A 23,954-nucleotide genomic window follows, 5' to 3' on the forward strand; every position below is an offset into this window, starting at 1 on the left:
TCCATTTCTGCCGGGACCAAGGGGGTGAAGGTGTTCGACGAGCTGAAACCGCTGACGTTCTTTACGCCTGAGTCTCTTGCGCGACAGTCTCAGCGCTGAAGGGCTGTAGGTGGTCAACTAGGCGCACCTGTTCGAAGGCAAGTATTGCCAGATAAGTCGAAATGGCAAGCCGCACATCTTTGATTTGAAATACAACGAGAGTACATCTCTATGCCCAAGATTAGCTTTATCGAACATAATGGCACAGTTCACACTGTCGATGCTCAAGTTGGGCAATCCTTAATGCAGGCTGCAATCGACAACCTGATACCGGGTATCCTGGGCGATTGCGGGGGATATGCAAACTGCGCGACCTGCCATTGCTACGTCGCGACACCCTGGGACGAACAATTATTAGGTCCGGACGCCACAGAAGAAGGGATGTTGGCGTGCGCAATTGACCCCAAGCCGAACAGCCGACTGAGCTGTCAGATAATCATGACCGAAGAATTAGTGGGACTCACTGTCGAGTTACCTGCTTCCCAGCTGTAAATTCTGCATGAAAGGCCAGTTGCATTTTGGAGGTAAGATTCAACCAGCCTTTCATTCTTTATAAGTTGCATGCAGAGATGCAAGCATTGTGCGCATGTTGGAAACTGCACGCTGGCGCTGTATCCCAACTGACGCTGTTGCGGAAGGCGTTGGTTGAGAATTCGTAACCAAGCGTTGTCCCGGAGCAATTCGAACAGCCCAGCCCATATACGCCTGATAACCGCCGATGGATGAGATGTTGATGATATGACTGCTACGCTGAGGACACATGTGCGGCGGAGCGGCTTGAATGACGCTCAGTATGCTGAACACATTGATAGCAAAGAGGTGCTCTGTTTCCCATGCGCTAGTTTCTTCTACCGCACTCAACAAGCCCCCCACACAACATTAATTCGACAGAAGCGCTTGATACCTTCCGCAACAGCTCGGTACGCCTCCTCTTCGCTGCTAACGTCCGACCGAACGGCCAGCAAGTTGGGGTGTTCACTCAGGCGAGTAATGATGTCTCGCGGTTTACGTGCGGATTGAATCGCACAAGGCGGGAGGAGTCATTACATTGCAATCAAGCCTATTACAATGCAATTGACCTGATCAGTTATTTTTTTTGAGACTTCGATTGGCCACGGCAAATTTTTCATCCAGCGTACGCTTGCTCAGGCCGGGCACATCTTTGTGACGGGCGACAATGGCGTCAACGATGGCTGCTTGATTCGTGAATACCGAAAGAGGTTTTCTGGCGGGCGAATGGTCCAAGAGAAGGCTGACCAATGCCCCAATGATGTTGTGATAGGTCACTTCGCTACGCTCGCTGAGTTGACCATTCGTTTTGGCCAAGGCTTTGAGATCATCTCTTTCAAGTCCAATCGACTGGAGCTCACCCAAGATTTCTTGAATGTGTTGCTGTTGCGCTTTCAACGCCCTCGATAACTCGTCTCGATCTGCTTTCAATGAAAGAAAAGTTCCGAGACTGACCTTTGCAGGAGCTGCATCCTCACCGGACTCGAATAAAAAGCTGGGCTTATGGTCGGGGTAATGAATCTCCATCCAGCGGCGTAAGTCCGAATGGCGGATGGTTAGCTGAAAGGGCTCTACATAGCTTCCGAAAGGAACCGAAACCCCGAGGCAGCCATACGGCAGCTCACCATTGCGTATGGCGTCTAAAATCCTTTCTATAGCGATATGGAGATTGGGCCATTGGGGAAATAGAACTGCAAGGTTCTCGGGACGAGACCAATCCGCCTGGACTATTTGGGCTTCGTAACGAGTAAGACTGCACCAGCGTAATGCTGCATCTATAGGGCGATAGAAGGTTTTGCTATGCGGATTGAACACATAAACAGTCATGACGTGATGGGCCTCCATTCCTAATGGATGGGCCTCTCACCGATTATCTGTAAATTTAAACTGGCTAATCACTCTAGTTGTTCCCCCGGTCGAAAAATTCTGTGAGGTCATTCCATTTCCAGTTAAACGAGTTTTTTATTCGATTTTAAAGTTCATCTTTTCGAACATCCTGGCTCTTCATTGAAGGATATTTGTATTCATTTATAGATGTAGAAACCACGACCACTTTTACGACCTAGATAACCTGCGGCAACCATTTCCTTGAGTAACTGCGGCGGGCGATATTTAGGGTCGTCGAAGCCTTGGTGGAGACTTTCCATGATTGCCAGCATGGTATCCAGACCTATCAAATCAGCAAGAGCCAGTGGACCGATAGGATGGTTACAGCCCAATTGCATACCCGTATCTATGTCCTTGGCGCATGCCAACCCTTCCTGCAAGACGAAGATCGCTTCATTAATCATCGGGCACAGGACTCGGTTGACGACGAAGCCTGGACTGTTGCGCACCATCACTGCACTTTTGCCAATTTGTTCAGCAAGTTTGATCGCCAGGGCATGGGTTACATCCGAGGTTTGTATACCGCGTATGACTTCAACCAATGCCATCAGGGGAACTGGATTAAAAAAGTGCAGGCCTATAAAGCGGCTCGGCTGGGTAACGACTGCCGCTAATTCGGTAATCGACAGCGAAGATGTGTTGGTTGCGATAATGCAGTGATCACTCACGACGCTATCAATCTGTTTGAGAATGCGTTTCTTCAGTTCTAGATTCTCGGTGGCGGCCTCAATCACCAGATCGGCAGCGCTTAATACGGCATAGTCGGTGCCTGGTGATATCCGGGCGAGGGCATCCTGTTTGTCTTTGGGACTAATGCTTTCCTTGCGAACCTGACGCTCCAGGTTTGCAGTGAGAGTTGCCACGCCTTTTTCCAGCGCCTCGTCGCTGACATCAAGCAGAGCGACATTGATGCCTGCCAGCGCACAGATTTGCGCGATTGCGTTACCCATCGTGCCCGCGCCAATCACTGCGATATGTTGAATGCTCACGAATATTTCCTCATACATGCTCAAAAATAGCCGCGATACCTTGGCCGCCGCCGATACACATGGTGACTAAGGCATAACGACCGCCAATACGATGCAGCTCATGAATGGCTTTGGTGGCAATGATCGCTCCGGTTGCCCCTACCGGATGGCCAAGGGAAATCCCTGAACCATTAGGGTTGACCTTCGCCGGGTCCAACTGCAGTTCCTGATTAACCGCGCAGGCTTGGGCGGCGAACGCGATGTTGGCTTCGATAACGTCTAGATCTGCAATCGTCAGGCCGGCACGCTTCAATGCCAGACGTGTAGCCGGAATGGGGCCTAATCCCATCAGCTCTGGTTCTACTCCCGCGTGGGCGTAGGTAACCAGACGGGCGAGAGGACGCAGATTATTAGCCCGTACCGCTGCGCCGGTGGCCATTACCAGTGCTGCGGCGCCATCGTTAAGTCCTGAGGCGTTACCAGCAGTGACCGAACCGTCCTTCTTGAACGCCGGCTTCATCTGCGCCAGTTGTTCTGTAGAGGTGAGCCTAGGGTATTCGTCGACGTCGAACACTTGAGTGCCTTTTCGAGTACGTATTTCAACGGCAGCGATTTGTTCGATGAACCTACCTTCCTCGATCGCGCGAAACGCACGCGTCTGATCTTCCATGGCCAACGCATCTTGCATTTCGCGACTGATGTTATTGCGCACCGCGATGTTCTCGGCAGTGATGCCCATGTGGATGCCATGAAAGGGGTCATGCAGGATGCCGAGCATGTAGTCGACAGTCTGGATGTTGCCCATTCGTGCGCCCCAGCGAGCGGCGGGCAAGATGTAGGGGCCTCGGCTCATGGACTCGACCCCCGCGCCGATGGCGATTTCGGCGTCACCCAGTAAGAGTGTGTGTGCCGCCGAGATGATGGCTTGCAGTCCTGAACCGCATAGACGGTTAACGTTAAACGCGGGTGTTTCTTTCGGGATGCCGGCGTTCATCGCGGCAACTCTGGAAATGTAAGCGTCCTGTGGTTCTGTAGGAATAACATTGCCCATCACCACATGTTCGACCTGGGCTGGATCGACGCCGCTTCGTTGCAGGGCTGCTTTAACGGCCGTGGTGGCTAAATCTGCCATCGGCACGTCTTTGAGTGATCCGCCAAAAGTGCCGATGGCGGTCCGTGAAGCGCTGACGATAAATACTTCAGTGGAACTCATTCTCGATCCTTGTTCTTATGGCAACTGCTCATGGGGTCATGGCGCGGTGATCAAGTGGCATCAATCAGCAAAATCAGGTGCGTTCAAAAATCGCCGCCAGCCCCTGACCTCCACCGATGCACATGGTCTCCAGCCCATACCGACCTTTGCGGCGCTCCAGTTCATGGAGCAGAGTACTTAGCATGCGCACACCGGTCGCACCGATTGGATGGCCCAGTGAAATGCCCGAGCCGTTCACGTTGACGCGATCCACATCATTCCAACCCCACCCCTTGAGCACCGAGAGTGCCTGGCAGGCGAAAGCTTCGTTGAGCTCAATCAGATCCATTTGATCCAGGGTCAGTCCAGTCTTGGCCATCAACTTTTGCACCGCGGGCACTGGGCCGATCCCCATCATTGCGGGATGGCAACCGCTGGCCGCCCAGCCCGCTAGAAAGCCCATCGGCTTGAGACCTAACTCTTCAAGCTTGTCTTCCGCTACGATCAAGCACGCTGCGGCAGCATCGTTTTGTTGACTTGAATTGCCTGCGGTAACTGTTCCGTCCTTGATCAGAGGGCGTAATTTTCCCAGTGAAATCAGGCTTGAGTCAGCACGAAAACCTTCATCTCGGTCGAACAAAATCGGATCGCCTTTGCGTTGCGGCACGCTGATAGGCACGACCTCGTCATTGAAACGTCCATCGGCCCATGCCTGGGCTGCGCGCTGATGACTGCGCAAGGCAAAAGCATCTGATTCTTCCCGGCTGATATGGTATTCCCGAGCAAGGTTTTCGGCCGTTTCGATCATTCCCGAAATCTGGCCAAAGCGTTCCTCTGGTTGCGAGCGTTCACGTCCACGCTCAAGCCGATCATGCATCGTCACACTGCCAGCGCGTGAGCCCCAGCGCATATCGGTCGAGTAATATTCAATGTTGCTCATGCTTTCTACGCCGCCGGCCAGTACGACATCGGCGGCCCCCGTTTGAACCATCATGGCGGCAGTAATGACCGCTTGCAGGCCACCTCCGCAGCGACGATCGAGTTGCATGCCGGGAACTTCGATGGGCAGTCCTGCCTGCAACCCAATCCAACGTCCAATGCATGGCGTTTCACTGCTGGCGTAGGACTGAGCAAAGACGATGTCCTCGATACGGGCTGGATCCAGACCTGTCCGCTCCAGGATCGCCTTGACGACATGAGCGCCCAGTACTTCGACGGACACTGGCCGTAGAGTGCCGCCAAAGGTTCCAACAGGGGTGCGTAGGGGCGCAACGATCGCGGCACGTCTCATCACTTATTTCTCCAGGTAAGGCAGGCCTTCAGAGGCCGGCGGCTTGTTCCAGTTGTTCGCGGAAATCGGGGTGGGCAATGTCCAGCATCTTTAACCGACGCTGGCTGATACTCAGGCCGCGCAGATCAGCTACGCCGTATTCGGTGACGATCAGGCCCGCATCGCTGCGCGGGGTACTGACAGGACCGTTGATGCGCGAGACGATGCGGCTGTGGATCCCGGAAACGGAGGGCAAGGCAATAATGGGTAAACCACCACGGGACCGCCGCGCTCCACGGAGGAAATCGAGTGCGCCGCCGACCGCGCCAATATAGCTACCACCGGCTGTTTCAGCGTTGATCTGGCCGCTCAGGTCGACTTCGATGGCCGAATTCAGCGCCACGAAACGCTCCAGGCTGCCCAGCACCTGCAGGTCATGCGTGTAAGCCGTCGAGCGCATCTGGATGGCTGCATTGCAATGGGCGAAACGGTTCAGACGGTGACTGCCCATGAGCACGCCAGTGATCGTGGCACCGCGATCTATGGTTTTGTTCGTGTTGTTAATGACACCTTTTTCCATCAGGTCGACGACGCCATCACCGATTGCGCCGGAATGCACACCCAGATTGCGATGGTTTCCGAGGGCGCTAAGGATCGCTTCGGGAATGACCCCTAGCCCGAACTGCAAAGTGGAACCGTCCTCGATCAAGCCGGCGACCCGATTGGCAATTGCCTGTTCGACCTGACCGGGCTTCGACGCATGGCTCTCAAGTGGAGCGCGCGAAGTCTCCACCATGCAATCAATGTCTTCTTCGTACAAATAGCGCTCACCGAAGGTCCAGGGCGCTTGTTGATTAACTTCCGCGATCACCAGGCGAGCATGCTCAAGCGCTGGCAACAGGTATTCATGGGCCAGACTCAGGCTGTAACGGCCGTGCTCATCGGGAGGCGCAAGTTGCAGCAACAACACATCGATCTTTAACGAACCGTCCCGAATCATTTCGGGAAACTGCGAGTAATGGCAGGGCAGGATATCCAGCACACCGGCCTTGGCCAGTGCGCGATTCGCTCCACCGCCACAGTAGGAAAGAAAGCTGACGTGGTCCGCATGTTCCGGCCGACAGGTGTCGCTGTTGCTAATGCCGAGCATGACTCGGAACTGGCCTATTGCAGCCCGTTGCTCCATCAATGCTTGCGTCAGGGGAAGAGGCTCGGCATTAGCCTGACCCCAGAGGACGGTATCACCGGGCTGGATCCAACGGGACAGGTCGATGCGTTCGACGGAAGTATGCAGAGTCATGACGTCATTCGTTATTATGAACTGCGTTCAGAATAACATGGTGTTGAGGAAAAGCCGCAAGTGCTTTTTCCGCGCCAACAAAAAAGCCCTCACACAGTGAGGGCTTTTTTTGCCAGCTAATTTCAGCTCATGGCGATGAAGTGCTTGCCGTTTTCATACATGATTTTGCGTTGTTCTTCGACGCTGCAGTTGGTCAATGCTTCACCAATGAAGTCGGCCGGGGTCGGTACGCCTTCGGCGTGAGGATAGTCTGAACCGGTGATGATCCAATCGGCGCTGCCGGTTTGATCGATCAGGCTGCGAATGTTGTCTTCCGGGTAGGCGACAACACCGACGTGGCGTTTGAAAATTGCGCTTGGACGCTCTTTCAATTGCCCCGCTGGCCATAGACCCATCTTCGCCATGCCGCGGACCTTGTCCATTTTCACCAGCATGTTTGGCACCCACTCTGCACCGTTTTCGGCTGAAAGCAGCTTGATGTTCGGGAAGCGTTCGAAGAAGTTCCAGAAGATGAAGTTCGAGATGGTCTCGATCACCGGGCGTTCACTGTAGCCGTGCATCCAGACGAAGGCGGACTGGCGCATCCGCGATTGCTGCATCAACTCGCCCCAGACCGCCATATGGTGTTTGAGGTAGATGGCTTCCGAAACGTGATAGACAACCCGAACATGCGCTTCATTGAGAATTGACCAGAAGCGGTCGTAGTAAGGATCGGCGGGAGAGCGACCGATTTCGTTCGGGCCCATTGGCATCAGCACCAGACGGGCGCCGTTCTTGACCACGAACTCGGCTTCTTTAATTGCCGAATCAATGTCGGCCAGGGAAATCAGGGGGGCCGAGTAGATCCGATCGGAGTGATTGAATTTCCACTCGTCGAGCATCCAGCGGTTATAGGCATGCAACACCCCGGCCGCAGGCTTGGGGTCGTCGAGGTAGCTGACCGCTGCGACCATGTTGCCGCAGTACATGAAGCAGCCTTCCACGCCAAACTCGTCCATTTTTTTCAGACGGTCTGCGGCGTTGTACATATCCGGCGTCATGTCGACGCGCATTTCTACTTCACCATGACCGTCTTTCATGGCGCGCAACCATTCATGCAGCTTGCCAGGCGGCGGTACCTTACCGTCGGCGGTGAAGTAACCGGCGCTGACTTCCACTTTCTTCTGACCTACATAAAGCGCGTACTCGCCGTCGGCGCCGACACGCCACTGAAAGCTCCAATCCTTTTCCAATTCCTTGGGCAGGTAACGACTCCAGGAGTCGGGTTGCTCGTAGATATGCGTATCGCCGTCGAAAATCGCGCCTTTGTACGTGCTCATAACTCATCTCCGGTTACTTTTTTATGAACGGTGTTCACACTTGTGTGCGTTGGGTCATTCTTATAGAAAGGTCCGGTATGTGCAAACGCAATATCGTATTTCGAACGATTGATATCATATCGATATTGATCCCGCAGAAAATTTTCGCCTGAAGGGCCCATGCTTCAACCGATGTACACATAAACCAGACTGACGAGACCTGGTTTATGTTGGAGTGGCTGACACAATCTCAGGGAGGCCCTGTAGCGCTGAAGACCATGCGTGTGTTTATATTTGTGCGCGGCGTTCATTTTATTGTCTTTTGGCCGCTGCCGTATCTGCTCACTGCATCCCATGAGGTTTACATGGCACATCTGCCCGATTTTCCAACTGTCGCAAAGGTGATGGTCACGCTTTTCATCGAAGGAACGCCTGAGCTCATCGACGATTTTCTGGTGATCTGCGTCCCTTCGCCGACCATCCGTCCTGAGGAAATGACAACGGCCGAACTGCATTTCGACACCTTGCTCGCCAAACTAGGTTCTTTGGCACGCGCCAGTCGTGAGGTTTCAAGCCACCAGCAGGCATGGCAGAACGGAGAAACCCGCTCCCAAAATAGTCGCGTAAAAGCGTTGATAAAGGACACGAGTGCTCCGACCAGCAAGCGCCGCCAGTTGGAAATAGATTTCAGAATGGACGCTGAACTTCAGCCTGCCACGGTAAAGGCGGCTGAGTTGTTCCTGATTCGCTTGCTCAAACATCATTTTCCCAATGGCAGCATTGCAGCCAGTTGGCGGGCCGACCTTAGCGATGGGGCGATCTGGTATGGGGACACGCAATTCGCCTATAACTTGCTCCAGCCGGGAGTTGCCGGTCTGCACCCTGATGTTCACGCCGGTCTGGTCGAGCACTTTTCAGCCCCGCGTTGGAGCGCAATCTGATTTCCACCCACCCCCTATGAGCAGGTATCGATGATGGAACTGCGGCAGCTCAGACACTTCATCGTGGTGGCCGAAGAGCTGCATTTTGGTCGAGCGGCCACGCAGCTTGGAATGGCGCAACCCCCCCTTAGCCAATCCATTCAACGGTTGGAGGAGTCACTGGATGCACGCTTGCTGGACCGCACCAGCCGCCAAGTCAGCCTGACGCCTGCAGGCAAAGTCCTGCAGCGAGAGGCCATGGCCATCATTGCTCAGGTTGATTTTGCCGAGCAGGCAGTGCGCCGCCAGGCGCGGGGAGAATTGAGCCGAATGCGAATCGCGTTCTCACCTATGAGCGCGATGCGGATCTTGCCGGCGGCGGTCAAGGTGTTCAATGAGCGCTGGCCCAATATCGAAGTCCAGCTCGATGAACAGCTCAGCACCCAACAGGTCGAGGGGTTACGTAACGGTAACCTGGACATCGGCATTCTCAACCGCAACATGGTGAATACCGACGGCCTGGATGTCAGAGTCATTGAGTATTCCCGCGTCATTGTGGCGGTACCCGCCAAGTGGAAACTGGGTGATGAGAATGGAACCTTGCGGCTGGCAGAACTCGCCGGTCATTCGTTTGTGCTGTCGCCGCAGCATCTGACGCCTCACTTTCACACGGCACTTGAGTCCGCGTGCCGCAAAGCCGGGTTTTCACCCAAGCGCATTCAACAAGTTGCGCAGCCGTACAGCATGTTCAATCTGGTCGCCAATGAGCTGGGGATCGGTTTCGTGCAGGACACTGCACGACACCTGCCGATAGACGGTGTGCGATTCGTCACGGTGCGAGACCTGCCTGATTCGATGCATGGTGAAGCAGCGGTCGCTTGGGTGCCTCGTGCATTGACCCCGGCCCTGCGGGCGATGATCAGCCTGATCGAACGCATTGCCGAGCGCGAGCGTGCAGCACCAGACGAACGGCCAGCCGATCATTCAGTGTGAATGGATGACCCCCGCGCGGCGCAATGCGGCAATCTCTTGTTCACGGTAACCCAGCGCCGACAATATCGTTGCATTGTCCTCCCCCAAACGCGGCACGCGCAGGTTCGGTATGCCAGGCTCTTCCTGGAATTTGAGTGCAGTGCCAATGTGCTCACGGCCTTGACTATCGACAAGGAGCATCTGTCGTGCTTGGGTCTGGGGATGCTTGAGGGCATCCCGCACATCAAGCACTGGCGCGGCACTGATGCCACGCGTCTCCAGCCATGGCAGCCAATAGGCCCGCGACTGTTTGCTGAAAACCTCTGCAAGGAAGGCATGCACGGGCCCTTGGTCACCGCTCGTCGCTCCTGTGGCGACTTCGATCAGGTCAGCTCGACCCAGAGGCCTCAGCAGGTTTTCGCAGAAGACGCGCTCCCGGCCACCCAGGCAAAGCCACAGGTCGTCAGAGGTACGGTAAGCGCTGCACATTGCCAGGCCCTGATCCTCCTCAGGGTGGTCCGTACGGGAACGGAAGGGTTGCGCCGGCAAGAGGCAGTCTCGCATGGCTATATCGATGCGTTCGCCGCGACCGTTGCCGCGGGCGCTGAGCAATGCCATCAGAATCGCGACTAACCCGTTCAGTGCGCCGGCCAGCGCCGCAGTGGGCAGGCAATCGGTCACCGGCGTTGCGTCATTGGCCAAGGGTAGGGAGCCACCATACGCCTGAACAACACTGTCATGGGCCGGGGTGTCGCGCAAGGGGCCGGTTTGGCCAAAGGCGCTCAACGAGCAGTAGATCAACCGGGGGTTGCGCTGGCGCAGGGTCTCGTAATCCATACCAAGACGCTCGGCCACGCCCGGGCGAAATGACTCGACCAGCACATCGGCGTCTTCGACCAGACGGTAGAGGATCTCCTTGGCGGCGAAGCGCTTAAGGTCCAGGGACAGGCTATATTTGCCCCGGTTGCAACGGGCAAAGAATCCCACGGTTGCAGCAGCGAGATCAGGATCGTCGCGGTGTTCATGCTGGCGGGTCGGATCGCCGCCAGGGGATTCGATTTTGATCACCTCGGCGCCATGGTCGGCCATCATCCCTGTCAGGACGGAACCGGGCATGAACTGTGTCAGGTCCAAGACTTTTACGCCGTTGAGTTTCATCGCAGCTCCAGAGTAAGGCGGTTGTTTCAGGGCGTTTTCCATGTCGTGCCACCCTTTAGCTTGCTGGCCGCCAGCGCTTTCTTTTCCAGTTGTTGGGCATTGGCCAGCGAGCTGCGCGCGCCATCATCCAGTACACGTTTGACCGTGCCCACCAGTTGAACGTCGTGGCTTGCGATGCATTCTGCAAGGTCCTGCACGTAAGCGAGTAAGGTCTCTGGTGCATGCAATTCGTTGACAAGCCCGATGCGCAGGGCTGTTTCGGCGTCGATCGGCTGGCCGGTCAGGCTCAGCTGTTTGCCCCACCGCACGCCAACAGCGAAAGGCAAGCGCGATGTCGCACCGCTTCCGGACAGCGCGCCGATTTTGGTATGGGTGTCGGCAAATCGAGCCAGTGTCGAGGCAATGATGAAATCGCAGCCCAAGGCCAGTTCCAGCCCACCGGTCATGGCCGCTCCGTTGACGGCGGCGATAATCGGCTTGCTCAGGTTGGGCACCAAGTCGAGCAGTGCCGCGACTTCATGGCGAGGTGCATCGGGTGTTGAAAAGTCTTTGAGGTCGAGTCCGGCGCAAAATGCTGGGTTACTCCCGGTCAAGGTGGCCACGCGCAACTCGGGATCATTCTCGAAAGCCGTCAGCGCCAGGGTCAGCGCCCGGGCCAGTTCCAGATTGAGCGCATTCCGCGCTGCCGGGCGATTAAGGGTCAGTGCCAGCACACCTTTACTTCGGGATTGGATCAGAACGTCAGTCGTCATACCGAGTGCCCGCCGACCCGTGCCAATTCGTTGAGACGCCCCATGGCTAGCATTGCATCGTCGAGCATTTCATCGAAGATGAGTTCGACCGGTTTGATGGCATCGGCAAAAATCACCGCTGGCCCATAGTCCAGCATGCCCTTACTGCTGTCTCCCGAGGCGTAGGCCTGGGTGGCAAGAGCGCCGATCACATGCGGACGGTATTGTTCGAAGTCGGTTACCTTGGCTTCATCCAGCTCGATCACGGCCCGAGCACTATCGTTGTGCAATACCCGGTGATGGTCGCGGATGGCTTTCTTGACCACGACACTTTCGCTGCCATCCCCCCTCACTACCAGCTGTTTGTAGTGCTCATGAATGTTCAATTCTTCAGCCACCAACATGCGCGAGCCCATGATCACTGCATCGGCCCCCATGGCAAGGGTTGCCGCAACTTGCCTGCCGGTGCCAATACCGCCGCCGATGATCACCGGCAGATCAATGACGGCGGGGCCATGTGCCCCCTGGACCATGCTGCTGATGCCGAATAGGCCGGGGTGTCCTCCGCAGTCATTCCCGACAATGATCACGGCATCGACGCCGAAACGGGCAGCCGTATGAGCGTATTTCACGGCGGGCACTTTGTGCAGAATCTTGATTCCGGCTTCTTTAAGGCGCGCAACGATGGGCTCCGGACTGGCCCCGGCGGTCTCCACGCACATCACTTCTTCGTCGATAAGAATTTGCAATTGACGGTCCAGGCGCTCGGCACCGCCGGCTTGGCGGGAAATGTAGAGATTTACGCCAAAAGGCATTCCACCGGTCAATGCTTTGCAGGTTCGCAGTTGGTCACGAAATTCGTCGGGGTCCGGAAAACCGGCGGCGACGATAAAACCCATGCCGCCAGCCTTGACGACGGCGGCCACGTAACGCGAGTCAGACACTTTGGGGCCCATGCCGCCGCACAGAATGGGGTGGCGGATACCGAGCATTTCGGTAATACGCGTCTTGAAAAGAGCTTTACGCATTGAGCGTCTCCCAGTTATCGAGGCTCAAAGCCTTTGGTTGGGTGTACCAACCTGTCAGCCACTTCGGGCAGGACAGTCTGGGTGTTGTAAAATTGCCCGCGTCCGCTGGCGAGCAATTGCCCCGCCGCATTGCTGATGTGCGCTTCGGCACAGTTCAGACGATTACCGCGGTGCACAATGCTCCCTACAACCTGCAACTCGCCCAGGTTGGCTGAATGGTGGAAGTCTGTGAGCAGTGATACGGTGGAAACGCCGAAACCGGTACGGGCCATGACCGTATAACCGCATGCGATATCGACCAGACTGCTGAGAATGCCTCCGTGCACTCGCTGCAAGATCGCTGTGCCGATGAATTCAGGACGTCCACCAACCCGCAGCACTATCGACGTTGGATCAACATTCAACACCTGCACACCCAGCCAGACATTGAATGGATTACGGTCGCTTACGGCTTGCAGCTCGGGCACGGTCATTTGGAAATCCAACGCGTCAGACATCGTTCATATCCCGAGTACTAGGTTCAGATATCGCCGTTGAGCGGCTTGTTCATGTACTTGAATATGCCGCTGGCGGTGGCAATCAATTGGCCCTCACGGTCATACACATCGCCTTCGCAAAATGCCAGGGAGCGAGTCCCGTGGCGCAAGCGGCCGCTGGCACGCAAGGTTGCACCAACCGCGCCACCGGGGCGGATAAAGTTGCATTTCATCTCCACGGTGACACTGGAGCGATCGAGTTCATCGCCATGCCGGGCGGCGCTGGCCATCGCCATGTCGAGCAACGTCATGATCAAGCCCCCATGAGCCTGCATGCCGCCGTTCATGTGCTTTCTATCGAGATTAACCACCATGGTTGCGCCTTTATCCTGGCGTTCGACCATAACGCTCAAGTGATCGAGAAACGGTACTTCCATGCGGTATTCGGAATAGGGCATCAGCGTTGCGCTATCTTCTTTTATGGTCATGACCCCGCCCTCAGCGATGTTTGAACACGGCAGCGCGTTTTTCGCTGAAGGCTGCCATCCCTTCTTTCTGATCCTCAGTACCGAAAGTGACGTAGGACATGCGGCGCTCATACATCACACCTTCTGTCAGGGAGCTTTCGAACGCTCGGTTGACGCACTCCTTGGCAATCATCGAGACCGGCAGCGAGAAGTTGGCAATTTTCTTCGCCAGCAACAAGGCTTGATCCAGCAGCTCGGCGACGGGTAGCACCTGACTGACCAACCCACAGCGTTCGGCCTCTTCAGCAAACATGGAGCGCCCGCTCAGGATCATTTCCATAGCCTTGGATTTGCCAATGGCGCGGGTCAACCGCTGCGTACCGCCGGCACCGGGAATCGTGGCCAGGGTGATTTCCGGCAGGGCGAAGCGTGCGTTGTCGGCAGCGAGGATGATGTCGCACATCATCGCCAGCTCGCAGCCGCCACCCAATGCCAAACCGGCGACTGCCGCCACTACCGGTTTGCGACAGCGCGTTGCGCGCTCCCAATTGGCAGTGATGAACTGGCGCTTGAAGACGTTCATCATGTCCCACTCGCGCATCATCTTGATGTCTGCCCCGGCGGCGAACGCTTTGTCACTGCCGGTGATGATAATGGCGCCGATAGCATCGTCAGCTTCGAAGGCATCGAGTGCCAGCGTCAGTTCATTCATCAATTGATCGTTGAGGGCGTTGTAAGCTTCGGGTCGGTTCAAGCGGATCAGGCCGACCCGGTCATGCACCTCAAGGATCAGCGTGTGCGGGGTCAAGTGTTGATAGCTCATGTCTGGCTCCAGGTTGCTGGACGTCGTAAGGACGGTCTTCGGTGGTTTACATATTGGGATAGTTGGGACCACCGGCCCCTTCAGGCACCCACCAGATGATGTTCTGCGAGGGGTCTTTGATGTCGCAGGTTTTGCAGTGCACGCAGTTCTGCGCATTGATCTGGAAGCGCTTCTCACCATCTTCCTTGACGATCACTTCGTACACGCCGGCCGGGCAGTAACGCTGCGCCGGTTCGTCATACAGCGGCAGGTTGGTGTGTAGTGGGATGAGGGGATCTTGAAGTTTCAGGTGGCACGGCTGTTCTTCTTCATGGTTAGTACTGGAGAGGAACACCGAGCTGAGTTTGTCGAAGCTGAGTTTGCCGTCCGGTTTCGGGTAGTTGAGCTTCGCCGAGTCGGCCGCGAGCTTCATGCAGGCGTAATCCGGTTTTGTGTCGCGCAGGGTCAGCGGAATCTTGCCGCCAAACAGGTTCTGGTCGACAAAGTTGAACGCACCGCCGAGGAGCGGGCCGAACTTGTGCAGTGCAGCGCCGAAGTTACGGCTGGCGAACAGCTCGTCATACAGCCAGCTCGACTTGAACGCGTCGACGTAGGTGTGCAGCTCATCGCCACCTTCCTTACCAGCGAACAGCGCGTCGGCCACGGCCTCAGCGGCTAACATGCCGGACTTCATCGCGGTGTGGCTGCCCTTGATCTTGGCGAAGTTCAGCGTGCCGAGGTCGCAGCCTATCAACGCGCCGCCCGGGAAGACCATTTTCGGCAGCGAGTTCAGGCCGCCTTTGCAGATGGCGCGGGCGCCGTAGCTGATGCGTTTGCCACCTTCCAGGTACTGGCTGATCACCGGGTGATGCTTGAGGCGCTGGAACTCGTCGAAGGGCGACAGGTACGCATTGCCGTAGGACAGGTCAACGATCAACCCTACGACTACCTGATTGTTGTCCAGGTGATAAAGGAAGGAACCGCCGGTGTTCTCGGTGCCCATCACGTCCAGCGGCCAGCCGGCGGTGTGCACCACCAGGCCTTGCTCGTGTTTGGCCGGGTCGATTTCCCAGATTTCCTTCAGGCCGATGCCGTAGTGCTGGGCGTCGGCGTCGCTGTCCAGGTTGAAGCGCTGGATCAGTTGCTTGCCGATGTGGCCACGGCAGCCTTCGGCGAACAGGGTGTACTTGCCACGCAGCTCCATGCCGGGGGTATAAAGGCCTTCTTTCGGGTTGCCTTCACGGTCGACACCGAGGTCGCCGGTGATGATCCCGCGTACCACGCCGTTTTCATCGAACAGCGCTTCCTGGGCGGCGAAGCCTGGGTAGATTTCCACGCCCAGGTTCTCGGCCTGCTGGGCCAGCCAGCGGCACAGGTTGCCCAGGGAGATGATGTAGTTGCCTTCGTTGTGCATGGTCTTGGGCACAAAGAAGTCGGGCACCTTGGTCGAGGTGTCGGCGCTGCGCAGCACATAGATGTCATCGCGCACCACGGGGGTGTTGAGCGGGGCACCGAGTGCCTTCCAGTCCGGGAACAGTTCGTTCAGGGCGCGGGGTTCGAACACGGCGCCCGAGAGGATGTGAGCGCCGACTTCGGAACCTTTTTCCACCACGCAGACGCTGATTTCCTTGCCGGCTTCAGCCGCTTTTTGCTTCAGTCGGCAGGCGGCGGCAAGGCCAGCGGGGCCGGCACCGACGATGACCACGTCGAATTCCATGTATTCACGATCAGACAAAACTCTTTCCTCCAGGGGGCGGTGTACCGGCGGCTACGATGGCCTCGGTTGTTTTTTGGATAGCGGTATCTGCCGCAGCGTCGGGATAGGGCGCGACGATATACAGCGACATCACCGCACTTGAACCGGGCTTGAAGAACTGACGCAGTGCTTGTTCCTGCTCTCGGTCGGCCAGCGTCGAGCGTCCGCGCTGGCGTTGATGTTCCCCCCAGGAGGCAATGATAAAGCGCTCGCTGAAATGCCCCGGGTCAGCGACATCGCGGTACAGCAGCCAATGGCTGGCCCCGTCACGACGACGAACCTTGCCCAACTGATAAATGCTTTGGGTGAACGCGAAACGGTTTTCGTACGGGATGTGATAGTCGACTTGCACCGCTACCGGGCCATCATCGGGTCCCAGGTGGCCCACAATCGTTGGTTCTGCCCAGTGTTGCGACAATGTGACGTCGTCATCGTGGCCCATGCGAACTGGCAACCTGCGGGTCAGTAACAGGCTCAGACCAATCAGGCAGGCTGCCAGTGTCAGGGTCTGGGCGACGCTCAGATGGCTGGCAATGCTGCCCCAAAACACTCCTCCCAGCGCCATGGAACCCTGAAAGGTCAGCATGAAAATGGCCAATGCCCGCGCCCTGACCCAGGCAGGAAGGCTGGTCTGATAGGCTGCACTGATGGTTGAGTTGAAACTGATCCAACTCGCGCCACCCATGATCAGCGCAGGGCAAATCACCCAAAGTGAAGTCGACCAGGCAGCAATTAATATGGCGCCGGCAAACGCAACGTTCGACACCATCACCAACTGCTGCAGGTTGCTGAGGCGATTGCGAAAGCGTTGTAGCAATAAACCGCCCGCCACCGCACCCGCGCCCAGGCTGCCTAGCAACAGCCCATAGACGCTGGAACCGCCCGTCTCGATATTTTTTGCCACCAGCGGCAGTAGCGCCCATAAACCGCTAGCGCAGCCGATAAAGGCGAAAGTGCGAATGATGTGCCCATGTAAAGGTTTGGCGTGTCGGACGTAGCGCAGTCCTCCGCGCATGGCAGGAAACAGTCGCTCTGTCGTCAGCAGTGGGGCAACGTTGGGGCGGTACGCGAAGATGAAGAGCGACAGCACAATCAGGAACAAAACGATGTTGATGGTGAAGACCATTTTGGCCCCCGCTGCTGCAATGACCAGTCCGGCGAGGGCCGGTCCGACAGCGCGAGCGGCGTTATAGGCAATGCCGTTGAGGTTGATGGCCGCCCGCAGGGCTATGCGAGGTACAGCGTCCGAGGTGGAGGCCTGCCAGGCGGGGATGCTTGCGGCACTGCCACTGCCCAGCAAAAAGGTCAGGAGCAAGAGGCTCCATGGGGTAATGGCATCGAGCTGCAATAGGAGGCACAACAGTCCCGTGGCGATCAACATCCAGGTATGGGTCAGCAGCAACAACTTGCGTTTTTCGACCAGGTCGGCCATGACCCCCGCAGGCAAGCCGAACATAAAGGCAGGCAACGTAATCGCGGTCTGAATCAGCGCGACCATCAGTGGTGAGTCACTGATGGACGTCATCAACCAGGCCGCCGCGACGTTCTGCATCCATACGCCGATATTGGCAGCGAGCGTGGCAACCCAAACTGCGCGAAACAGCGGGTAGTGCAGCGGCGACAAGGAGACGCTGGAGGTTTCAGGTTCACACTGCGGCATGTGTCCATCCGGTGTCAGAACGGTCATTGAGCGGGACTGATGCTATTGTCAATATTGTGAACAGTGTTTATCATTCTGAACACAGCTTTGGTGGCTGTCAATGCGCTTGCGTGGGTTTATGGCGGGTTGAGCAGGGTACCGATGTCACGATGCAAGGCAGGCAACCAGGGGGTAGGCGCATGACCGACACACGCGATCCAGACGGGCAAGTAACGGCCCGGCAACAGGGCAATATTTTGCTGATCGGCATCGACCGGCCAGAAAAGCGCAACGGCTTCACACCCAAAATGTTCGAAGAACTGGCGAGGGCGTTTACCCGACTGGAAGAGTCGCCGGAATTGTTTTGCGGATTGTTGTACGCCGAAGGTGATCACTTCACCGCCGGTTTGGATATGCCAAAGATCGCGCCGCTGCGAAAGGAAGGCAAAGCGCTGTTTCCGGCCAGTGAGGCAGACCCTTTCAACCTGCGTGAACCGTTACGCAAAAAACCGGTGGTCATCGCCCTCAAGGGTATTTGCTTTACGGTTGCGGTCGAGTTGATGCTGGCCAGCGACATTGCGGTCGCTGCGAGCAATTGCAGGTTTTCTCAGTTGGAGGTCAAGCGCGGGATCATGGCCGGCTGCGGCGCTACGATCAGGATGGTCGAGCGTACAGGCTGGGGCAATGCGATGAAGGTGCTTCTGACCGGGGATGAGTTCAGTGCCCAGGATGCCTATCGCATGAACTTCGTGCAGGATGTGGTTGAGCCCGGCGAAGAGTTTGCAAAAGCCCTTGAATACGCGGAAAAAATCGCGGCTCAAGCGCCACTGGCGGTTCAGGCTACACGTGAGAATGCGCGTATTTCCCTCGGGCAAGGCTGGCTGACGGCGTATTCGAAGATTCAATCGACGCAGAAGTTTCTCTACAACACTGAAGACGCCAAAGAGGGCGTACAGTCGTTTGTCGAAAAGCGGACTGCGCGTTTTATCGGACGTTAAAAAGGACATAACAAAATGGCTAAAGGCCCGCTTTCTCGTATCCGCGTGCTGGATATGAGCCGAATTCTCGCCGGCCCCTGGGCAGCACAGATGCTTGCCGACCTCGGCGCCGAAGTGATCAAAATTGAGCGTCCAGGCAAGGGCGATGATTCACGCCAGTTCGGCCCACCCTTCCTCAAGGATGCCGAGGGTAATAACACGCGCGAATCATCGTTTTACATCAGCACCAACCGCAACAAGAAATCCCTCAGCTGTGATATCGCGAAACCGGAGGGGCAGGCGTTGATCCGCGCACTGGTCGCCAAGTGCGACGTGCTGCTGGAAAACTATAAGGTCGGTGATCTGAAGCGCTATGGGCTTGATTATGAAAGCCTGAAACAGGTCAACCCTAACCTGATTTATTGTTCATTGACCGGCTTTGGCCAGACCGGACCCTACGCGCCTCGTCCGGGTTACGACTCGATCTTCCAGGCCATGGGGGGGTTGATGAGCATCACCGGTCTGCCGGACGATGTTCCGGGCGGTGGACCGATGAAAACCGGGCCTAGCCTGGCCGACATCCTGGCAGGTCAATACGCGGCCTATGCGATTCAGGCGGCCCTCTATGCTCGGGACCTGAACGGCGAGCCGGGGCAGCACATCGACGTCGCCTTGCTGGACTCGTTGATCGCCGCGACCTCGCATTACGCCAGTCAGTACCTGGTCTCCGGCGACATACCGGTGCGGCGGGGGACCGAGGGCAATGGCGGCATGCCGTCACGCATGTTCCATTGTGCAGACGGCGACATCATGGTGGTCGCCGGTAATAACGAGCAATACGCACGCCTGTGCGCCGTGCTCGGTCATCCGGAGTTGACCACCGACGAGCGTTTCTCGGAAATTGCCTTGCGCGTGGTCAATCGTCGCGCGTTGGGAGAAGTGTTTGAACCGCTGGTGGCCACATGGCAATTAAACGATTTGCTGACTGCGCTGGATGAGGCCGGAGTGCCTGCTGGTCCCATCAATACCCTGGACAAGGTGTTTGCCGACCCTCATGTTCAGTCGCGCACTATGTGTGTTGAGGCCAAGCATGCCTTGTCGGCCAGCGGCACGGTAAAGCTGGTGGCTAACCCTGTGAAGTTCTCCGGGACGCCGATCACCGAGTACACGGCGCCGCCGATCCAGGGAGAACACACGGACGAAATTCTCAAGGGATTACTGGGTTTGGATGATTCTGCGGTCCAGGACTTGCGAAAAAAACGTATTGTCTGAGCGCCAGTAGAAAGAGGAGGGCGCCAGCGGGCGCCTTCACTCGAACAGCAGCAGGTCCTGCGGCCGCTCGCTGAAGTCGCGCACGGTGCCCAATACGGGCAGGGCGCGGTCAATGACGTTGGCCTGAAACGCATGGCAAGCACCCAGCAGTGCTTTAACAGGCTGGTTCCGACCAGCGCGCATCGCCTCCACATCCAGCTGGCGGGCGCGTGCGACCATCACTGCGATCTGCAGCACATAGGCCGCTTCCAGCCGGTCACCGCAATAGTCCTGCGCAGCCCAGTGTGAAAAGCCATTGCGCAAGGGTTTCCCCACCTGTTGGGCAGGCCCCAGCAAGGCGTCGAGATCAGTCTCCCAGGCCAGGATTTCCCGGCCATTGAGTTGAACATTGACCCGAGTCATACCCTCGCGCACGTCCGGTACTTCAATGTCGTAGAGGCGCGTGTCCTCGCACCGGCCAGCGTGTGCCATCGCCAACCACAGCAAATCATGTAAATGCGTGCAATGCAGACGAGGCGCCGTGTCTTTGCGAAACTGCATACGATCCGGAGTCAGAGGATGCCCCACCAACGCGTGCAACAAGGCCGGTGCTTCCAGGCAGGCGGTGGTCGGAATGCGCAGGCTCTGGGCGGTAATGTGGGTCAAGCACTGCTCGTCATGCTCCAGCGCCAGGCGAAAACCGTGATAGTCGTCTTCCAGCTCGGCGACTACGGTGCGGCCATTGCGTTGCAGCAATATCCGTCGTCGATAACAGCCCTGACCGTAAAGGGCGTTGAGCGGAATCAAGTCATCTTGCATAACGTTTCCCGTGGCTCATCCGATTCAGACCCGGAACTGGCCGGCCGTGGCCTGTAGCGAGCGCGCGAGGGTATTGAGTTGGCTGGAGATTTCCGACGTCTGACTCGCCGATTGGCTGTTTTCTTCACTCATGCGCGCCACCAATTCGACCCTGCGAGCGATGTCTTGTGTGGCGGTGTTCTGTTGATCGATGGCGCTGGCTATCAAGTCAATGGCGTCGCCTACCTGACTGGCGCTGACACGAATCGTCTGCATGCGATCGGCCACCTGGTCCGACAGCTGTTTGCCGGCAACCACGCGATCAGTGACGCTGAGCATTCGGGTCATGGCCTCGCGCGCGGACGCTTGGATCGTTGTCACCACCTGCGCGATTTCATCCGATGACACGGAGGTACGCCCAGCGAGCTTGCGAACTTCGTCCGCGACCACGGCAAATCCCCGTCCTTGTTCGCCGGCGCGTGCAGCTTCAATCGCGGCATTAAGGGCCAGCAGGTTCGTTTGCTCTGCGACGTCGCGAATGACCTGCATGACCAGGGATATTTTGTCTGACTGCTGCCCTAAATCAGTAATCGTAATACCGGTATCACTGACCGTGGCGGCGATCAGATCCATTTCCAGTGTATTGCGCGTGATAATGGCGCTGCCCTGACTTGCTGTTTCGCCAGCTTGCTGAGCGCGCAGCAGCGCGTCCTGCGTGCTTTCACTGACCTGACCAATGCTGACCGACATCTGTTCGACCGCCGCGGCGATCAGGGTCGCCGCCTCGCTCTGACTGGTAGAGGAGGCTGACACGTGGCGCGATGCGTTATACGCGCTGTCGGACACTTGGGAGAGTTGGTCGGCGTTGTTCAGCACTTCGCGCAACGACAGCTGGAGCTTGTCGAGCAATTGGTTAAAGGCGCGGGCGGTCTGGCTGGTCTCATCGCGTCCGCGAATCTGAGCGCGCAAGGTGAAATCATTGCTTTGGGCGACTTCGACGATGGTGCTGCGCATCGTGGTCAGGGCACCGACAATGTTGCGGGCGACCAGAAAGGTGATCAAACCCAGGCCGAGCACGGCTGCGCCAGACATGGCCAGGATCCATTGCAGTGCGCGTTGTCGGGCATGTTCGCCGTCAAGTTTTGCCTGGTTGGCATAACCTTTGTTGAGCTGGATCAGTTTATCCAAGGCCACGGCCAGGTTGTTGACCGCGCTTTGGGCTACCTGATCCAGACCGGTTACCTCGCTCATGTTCTGCCGTAATGCGCCCCAGGATGTGGCGGTACGCAACTGTTCGAGCAGCCGACGGATTGAGTCATTGCTGTCCTTGAAATTCGTCCATTCGCTCTGAACGGATTTCCATGCCTCGATTTCTTCCGGGTTTTTAGGCAGTTTTGCGTAGCTATCATAGGCTTGAGCGGCCATGAGTTCTGCCGACTCTTTGTCCTGTGCCACGCTGCTATAGAAGGCGTGGGCCTCTTCAATGATCAGGGTTTTATCGTCGATGGCATCGAACTGGTCCAGACTCCAGCCGATCATTTCCCGGGTCGAGTTGACCGTGCCAAGTTGCCCTAGGCGCAGGGTCAGCAGATGACTCACCGCAGGATCTGTTTCATTGCTGATGTGGTCCAGCGCGGCGCTTAATTGGCGTATGCCATTCCAGCCGCTGAGGCCGACCAGCATCAGCATCAACGTTGCAAACCCGGCCATGAACGCCAGTTTGGATTTGATCGAGAAGTTGCCCATGGGCGCGTGCCTTTATTATTGTTAGGGGCGGGCTTCGTCAGCGATGCGACCGCCTCCATGAGGCGGCTGCTATCGGTAGCGTTTTACTTGCGGAAATTGCGATTGATGATGTCGAATTCGTCGGACAATGAGCCAGGGATATTATAGCTGCGGGTATCGGTAATTTGCTCGAAGTTGGCCGCCACCTCTTCAACTGTGGCAGGTTCAAGACGAGGACCGTTCCAGCCATCGGCGATACCGATGAACGCGCGGGCGTAGCGGCCTACCGAAGCCGAATAGATGGCGTGAGTACTCTGGCAGGTTTGGCTGGCAAGATAGACGACCAGTGGGGTGACAAATGCCGGCTCATAGGATTGCCCCAAATGTTCACCGAAGGCAGCGTACTGAGCACCGAAGGCTTCGAGCTGTTTTGGGTCCATGGCCTCGGCCATGCGGCTGTTGGCGGTTGGCAACAAAGCGTTGCACAGCACACCATGCTCCTGGCCCTCAAGCGACAAAACGTTCATCAAGCCGATAAGCCCTGCTTTTGCGGTCCCATAGGCAGCTTGCTGTGCGTTACCGAAAACACCTGCGGCCGAAGAGGCAAATACCACTCTGCCGTATCCTTGTTTTTTCATGATTTTGTAGGCAGGTTGGGTGACGTAGATCGCGCCTTTGAGATGCACATCAATGATCGAGTCCAGGTCTTCGTCATTCAGGTCTTCAAACCGTGCATTGCGCAGATGGCCTGCGTTATTGATAACAATGTCGACTTTGCCAAAGGCATCCAGCGCAGCCTGAACGATGGCCTCGCCTCCGGTACGGGTGGCCACTGAATCATAGTTGGCCACCGCCTTGCCGCCGGCAGCGCGGATTTCCTCGACCACCTGGTCGGCCATCCGATGAGAACCACCTTTGCCGTCAAAACTGCCACCCAAATCATTGATCACCACTGAGGCGCCACGTGCGGCGAGCTCCATCGCGTAGGTCCGGCCAAGGCCGCCTCCTGAACCCGTGACGATGGCGACGCGTCCGCTGAAATCGACCTTGCTCATAAAACGACCCTCTGTTTGTTGTTGGTGTTGTAAGGTGGTTATTGAACGTTATTCATATATGTGTCCGACGTCAATGCCGGATCCTCGATCTGAGGTCTTGATAAGTGAAGGAGTCGATTCAACAGCCGGTCGAGCTGTCGTTTGTCGCCGGAGTGCATACGGATGGTCGCAAGAGCGAATCGTTACTGGGTTGGGATTGACAACCTGTCGCTCATGTACAATTATCTGAACGATGT

At 56.8% G+C, this 23,954-nt stretch carries 22 protein-coding genes and 1 pseudogene; 5 read left to right on the forward strand and 18 right to left on the reverse strand.

Annotated elements, in window-relative coordinates; genetic code table 11:
- Positions 1–210 precede the first annotated feature (210 nt).
- Positions 211–531 carry a 2Fe-2S iron-sulfur cluster-binding protein gene (locus HDC32_RS25740; protein WP_145338533.1) on the forward strand — a complete coding sequence of 107 codons (321 nt, stop codon included), beginning with the start codon at positions 211–213 and terminating at the stop codon, positions 529–531.
- Positions 532–723: 192 nt separating this feature from the next.
- Here HDC32_RS25740 and HDC32_RS25745 read toward each other — a convergent pair.
- From HDC32_RS25745 to HDC32_RS25775, 7 genes and pseudogenes are all read right to left on the reverse strand, one after another.
- Positions 724–1,061 (reverse strand): annotated as a pseudogene (locus tag HDC32_RS25745) (SDR family NAD(P)-dependent oxidoreductase); the annotation flags it as partial.
- Between the two features lie 61 nt (positions 1,062–1,122).
- On the reverse strand, positions 1,123–1,875 hold the full coding sequence (locus tag HDC32_RS25750) for a hypothetical protein (protein ID WP_145338534.1): 753 nt from the start codon (positions 1,873–1,875) through the stop codon (positions 1,123–1,125).
- Positions 1,876–2,072: 197 nt separating this feature from the next.
- The gene (locus HDC32_RS25755) at positions 2,073–2,924 is read right to left on the reverse strand and encodes a 3-hydroxybutyryl-CoA dehydrogenase (protein WP_145338535.1); all 852 of its coding nucleotides are present in this window, start codon (positions 2,922–2,924) and stop codon (positions 2,073–2,075) included.
- 10 nt (positions 2,925–2,934) lie between these two features.
- Positions 2,935–4,116 (reverse strand): acetyl-CoA C-acyltransferase family protein, encoded by a 1,182-nt coding sequence (locus HDC32_RS25760; RefSeq protein ID WP_145338536.1) that lies wholly within the window; start codon positions 4,114–4,116, stop codon positions 2,935–2,937.
- A 73-nt stretch (positions 4,117–4,189) separates the two neighbouring features.
- Positions 4,190–5,386 (reverse strand): acetyl-CoA C-acetyltransferase, encoded by a 1,197-nt coding sequence (locus HDC32_RS25765; protein ID WP_145338537.1) that lies wholly within the window; start codon positions 5,384–5,386, stop codon positions 4,190–4,192.
- A gap of 28 nt (positions 5,387–5,414) precedes the next feature.
- Positions 5,415–6,665, reverse strand: a complete 1,251-nt coding sequence (locus HDC32_RS25770; RefSeq protein ID WP_184746067.1) for an acetyl-CoA hydrolase/transferase family protein — start codon at positions 6,663–6,665, stop codon at positions 5,415–5,417.
- A gap of 122 nt (positions 6,666–6,787) precedes the next feature.
- Complete coding sequence (locus HDC32_RS25775) at positions 6,788–7,984, reverse strand: amidohydrolase family protein (RefSeq protein WP_145338539.1); 1,197 nt, start codon at positions 7,982–7,984, stop codon at positions 6,788–6,790.
- Between the two features lie 206 nt (positions 7,985–8,190).
- Here HDC32_RS25775 and HDC32_RS25780 point away from each other — a divergent pair, with 206 nt between their 5' ends.
- Together HDC32_RS25780 and HDC32_RS25785 are read left to right on the forward strand one after the other, a co-directional pair.
- Positions 8,191–8,904: a hypothetical protein gene (locus HDC32_RS25780; protein WP_145338540.1), complete on the forward strand. Its 714-nt coding sequence runs from the start codon at positions 8,191–8,193 to the stop codon at positions 8,902–8,904.
- A 33-nt stretch (positions 8,905–8,937) separates the two neighbouring features.
- Positions 8,938–9,876, forward strand: coding sequence for a LysR substrate-binding domain-containing protein (locus tag HDC32_RS25785; RefSeq protein WP_145338541.1), 939 nt, complete (start codon positions 8,938–8,940; stop codon positions 9,874–9,876).
- Here the strand turns inward: HDC32_RS25785 and HDC32_RS25790 are convergent.
- From HDC32_RS25790 to HDC32_RS25825, 8 genes are all read right to left on the reverse strand, one after another.
- Positions 9,868–11,055 carry a CaiB/BaiF CoA-transferase family protein gene (locus HDC32_RS25790; RefSeq protein ID WP_218571051.1) on the reverse strand — a complete coding sequence of 396 codons (1,188 nt, stop codon included), beginning with the start codon at positions 11,053–11,055 and terminating at the stop codon, positions 9,868–9,870. The two genes, HDC32_RS25785 and HDC32_RS25790, sit on opposite strands and share 9 nt — an antisense overlap.
- The gene (locus HDC32_RS25795) at positions 11,040–11,726 is read right to left on the reverse strand and encodes an enoyl-CoA hydratase-related protein (protein ID WP_218571052.1); all 687 of its coding nucleotides are present in this window, start codon (positions 11,724–11,726) and stop codon (positions 11,040–11,042) included. Before HDC32_RS25795 ends, HDC32_RS25790 begins: the two co-directional genes overlap by 16 nt.
- Positions 11,727–11,761: 35 nt before the next feature.
- Positions 11,762–12,772, reverse strand: a complete 1,011-nt coding sequence (locus tag HDC32_RS25800) for a nitronate monooxygenase family protein (RefSeq protein ID WP_145338543.1) — start codon at positions 12,770–12,772, stop codon at positions 11,762–11,764.
- 14 nt (positions 12,773–12,786) lie between these two features.
- Complete coding sequence (locus tag HDC32_RS25805) at positions 12,787–13,269, reverse strand: PaaI family thioesterase (protein ID WP_145338544.1); 483 nt, start codon at positions 13,267–13,269, stop codon at positions 12,787–12,789.
- Positions 13,270–13,292: 23 nt separating this feature from the next.
- Positions 13,293–13,736, reverse strand: coding sequence for a PaaI family thioesterase (locus HDC32_RS25810; protein WP_256663604.1), 444 nt, complete (start codon positions 13,734–13,736; stop codon positions 13,293–13,295).
- Between the two features lie 10 nt (positions 13,737–13,746).
- Positions 13,747–14,523, reverse strand: coding sequence for an enoyl-CoA hydratase (locus tag HDC32_RS25815; RefSeq protein ID WP_371921006.1), 777 nt, complete (start codon positions 14,521–14,523; stop codon positions 13,747–13,749).
- A 61-nt stretch (positions 14,524–14,584) separates the two neighbouring features.
- Positions 14,585–16,234 carry an electron transfer flavoprotein-ubiquinone oxidoreductase gene (locus HDC32_RS25820; protein ID WP_145338624.1) on the reverse strand — a complete coding sequence of 550 codons (1,650 nt, stop codon included), beginning with the start codon at positions 16,232–16,234 and terminating at the stop codon, positions 14,585–14,587.
- A 10-nt stretch (positions 16,235–16,244) separates the two neighbouring features.
- Entirely contained in the window at positions 16,245–17,933 is a 1,689-nt protein-coding gene (locus HDC32_RS25825; protein ID WP_184746069.1) for an MFS transporter, read from the reverse strand.
- A gap of 179 nt (positions 17,934–18,112) precedes the next feature.
- Between HDC32_RS25825 and HDC32_RS25830 the strand changes: the two genes are divergently transcribed.
- Entirely contained in the window at positions 18,113–18,910 is a 798-nt protein-coding gene (locus tag HDC32_RS25830) for a crotonase/enoyl-CoA hydratase family protein (protein WP_145338547.1), read from the forward strand.
- 15 nt (positions 18,911–18,925) lie between these two features.
- Positions 18,926–20,161, forward strand: a complete 1,236-nt coding sequence (locus HDC32_RS25835) for a CaiB/BaiF CoA-transferase family protein (RefSeq protein WP_145338548.1) — start codon at positions 18,926–18,928, stop codon at positions 20,159–20,161.
- A 36-nt stretch (positions 20,162–20,197) separates the two neighbouring features.
- On the opposite strand, the gene HDC32_RS25840 is transcribed toward HDC32_RS25835, so the two are convergent.
- From HDC32_RS25840 to HDC32_RS25850, 3 genes are all read right to left on the reverse strand, one after another.
- Positions 20,198–20,959, reverse strand: coding sequence for a DUF2889 domain-containing protein (locus HDC32_RS25840; RefSeq protein ID WP_145338549.1), 762 nt, complete (start codon positions 20,957–20,959; stop codon positions 20,198–20,200).
- 24 nt (positions 20,960–20,983) lie between these two features.
- Positions 20,984–22,684 (reverse strand): methyl-accepting chemotaxis protein, encoded by a 1,701-nt coding sequence (locus HDC32_RS25845; RefSeq protein ID WP_145338550.1) that lies wholly within the window; start codon positions 22,682–22,684, stop codon positions 20,984–20,986.
- Positions 22,685–22,767: 83 nt separating this feature from the next.
- Complete coding sequence (locus HDC32_RS25850; protein ID WP_184746071.1) at positions 22,768–23,718, reverse strand: SDR family NAD(P)-dependent oxidoreductase; 951 nt, start codon at positions 23,716–23,718, stop codon at positions 22,768–22,770.
- Positions 23,719–23,954: the final 236 nt, after the last annotated feature.

This window comes from Pseudomonas sp. JAI120, from assembly GCF_014207255.1.
GTDB lineage: Bacteria > Pseudomonadota > Gammaproteobacteria > Pseudomonadales > Pseudomonadaceae > Aquipseudomonas.

Excerpts from the sequence above, each read along its gene's own strand:
- HDC32_RS25740 (WP_145338533.1), top strand. The coding sequence starts at position 211 with ATGCCCAAGATTAGCTTTATCGAACATAATGGCACAGTTCACACTGTC.
- HDC32_RS25750 (WP_145338534.1), bottom strand. The coding sequence starts at position 1,875 with ATGACTGTTTATGTGTTCAATCCGCATAGCAAAACCTTCTATCGCCCT.
- HDC32_RS25760 (WP_145338536.1), bottom strand. The coding sequence starts at position 4,116 with ATGAGTTCCACTGAAGTATTTATCGTCAGCGCTTCACGGACCGCCATC.
- HDC32_RS25765 (WP_145338537.1), bottom strand. The coding sequence starts at position 5,386 with ATGAGACGTGCCGCGATCGTTGCGCCCCTACGCACCCCTGTTGGAACC.
- HDC32_RS25770 (WP_184746067.1), bottom strand. The coding sequence starts at position 6,665 with ATGACTCTGCATACTTCCGTCGAACGCATCGACCTGTCCCGTTGGATC.
- HDC32_RS25775 (WP_145338539.1), bottom strand. The coding sequence starts at position 7,984 with ATGAGCACGTACAAAGGCGCGATTTTCGACGGCGATACGCATATCTAC.
- HDC32_RS25780 (WP_145338540.1), top strand. The coding sequence starts at position 8,191 with ATGTTGGAGTGGCTGACACAATCTCAGGGAGGCCCTGTAGCGCTGAAG.
- HDC32_RS25785 (WP_145338541.1), top strand. The coding sequence starts at position 8,938 with ATGGAACTGCGGCAGCTCAGACACTTCATCGTGGTGGCCGAAGAGCTG.
- HDC32_RS25790 (WP_218571051.1), bottom strand. The coding sequence starts at position 11,055 with ATGGAAAACGCCCTGAAACAACCGCCTTACTCTGGAGCTGCGATGAAA.
- HDC32_RS25800 (WP_145338543.1), bottom strand. The coding sequence starts at position 12,772 with ATGCGTAAAGCTCTTTTCAAGACGCGTATTACCGAAATGCTCGGTATC.
- HDC32_RS25805 (WP_145338544.1), bottom strand. The coding sequence starts at position 13,269 with ATGTCTGACGCGTTGGATTTCCAAATGACCGTGCCCGAGCTGCAAGCC.
- HDC32_RS25810 (WP_256663604.1), bottom strand. The coding sequence starts at position 13,736 with ATGACCATAAAAGAAGATAGCGCAACGCTGATGCCCTATTCCGAATAC.
- HDC32_RS25820 (WP_145338624.1), bottom strand. The coding sequence starts at position 16,234 with ATGGAATTCGACGTGGTCATCGTCGGTGCCGGCCCCGCTGGCCTTGCC.
- HDC32_RS25825 (WP_184746069.1), bottom strand. The coding sequence starts at position 17,933 with ATGCCGCAGTGTGAACCTGAAACCTCCAGCGTCTCCTTGTCGCCGCTG.
- HDC32_RS25830 (WP_145338547.1), top strand. The coding sequence starts at position 18,113 with ATGACCGACACACGCGATCCAGACGGGCAAGTAACGGCCCGGCAACAG.
- HDC32_RS25835 (WP_145338548.1), top strand. The coding sequence starts at position 18,926 with ATGGCTAAAGGCCCGCTTTCTCGTATCCGCGTGCTGGATATGAGCCGA.
- HDC32_RS25840 (WP_145338549.1), bottom strand. The coding sequence starts at position 20,959 with ATGCAAGATGACTTGATTCCGCTCAACGCCCTTTACGGTCAGGGCTGT.
- HDC32_RS25845 (WP_145338550.1), bottom strand. The coding sequence starts at position 22,684 with ATGGGCAACTTCTCGATCAAATCCAAACTGGCGTTCATGGCCGGGTTT.
- HDC32_RS25850 (WP_184746071.1), bottom strand. The coding sequence starts at position 23,718 with ATGAGCAAGGTCGATTTCAGCGGACGCGTCGCCATCGTCACGGGTTCA.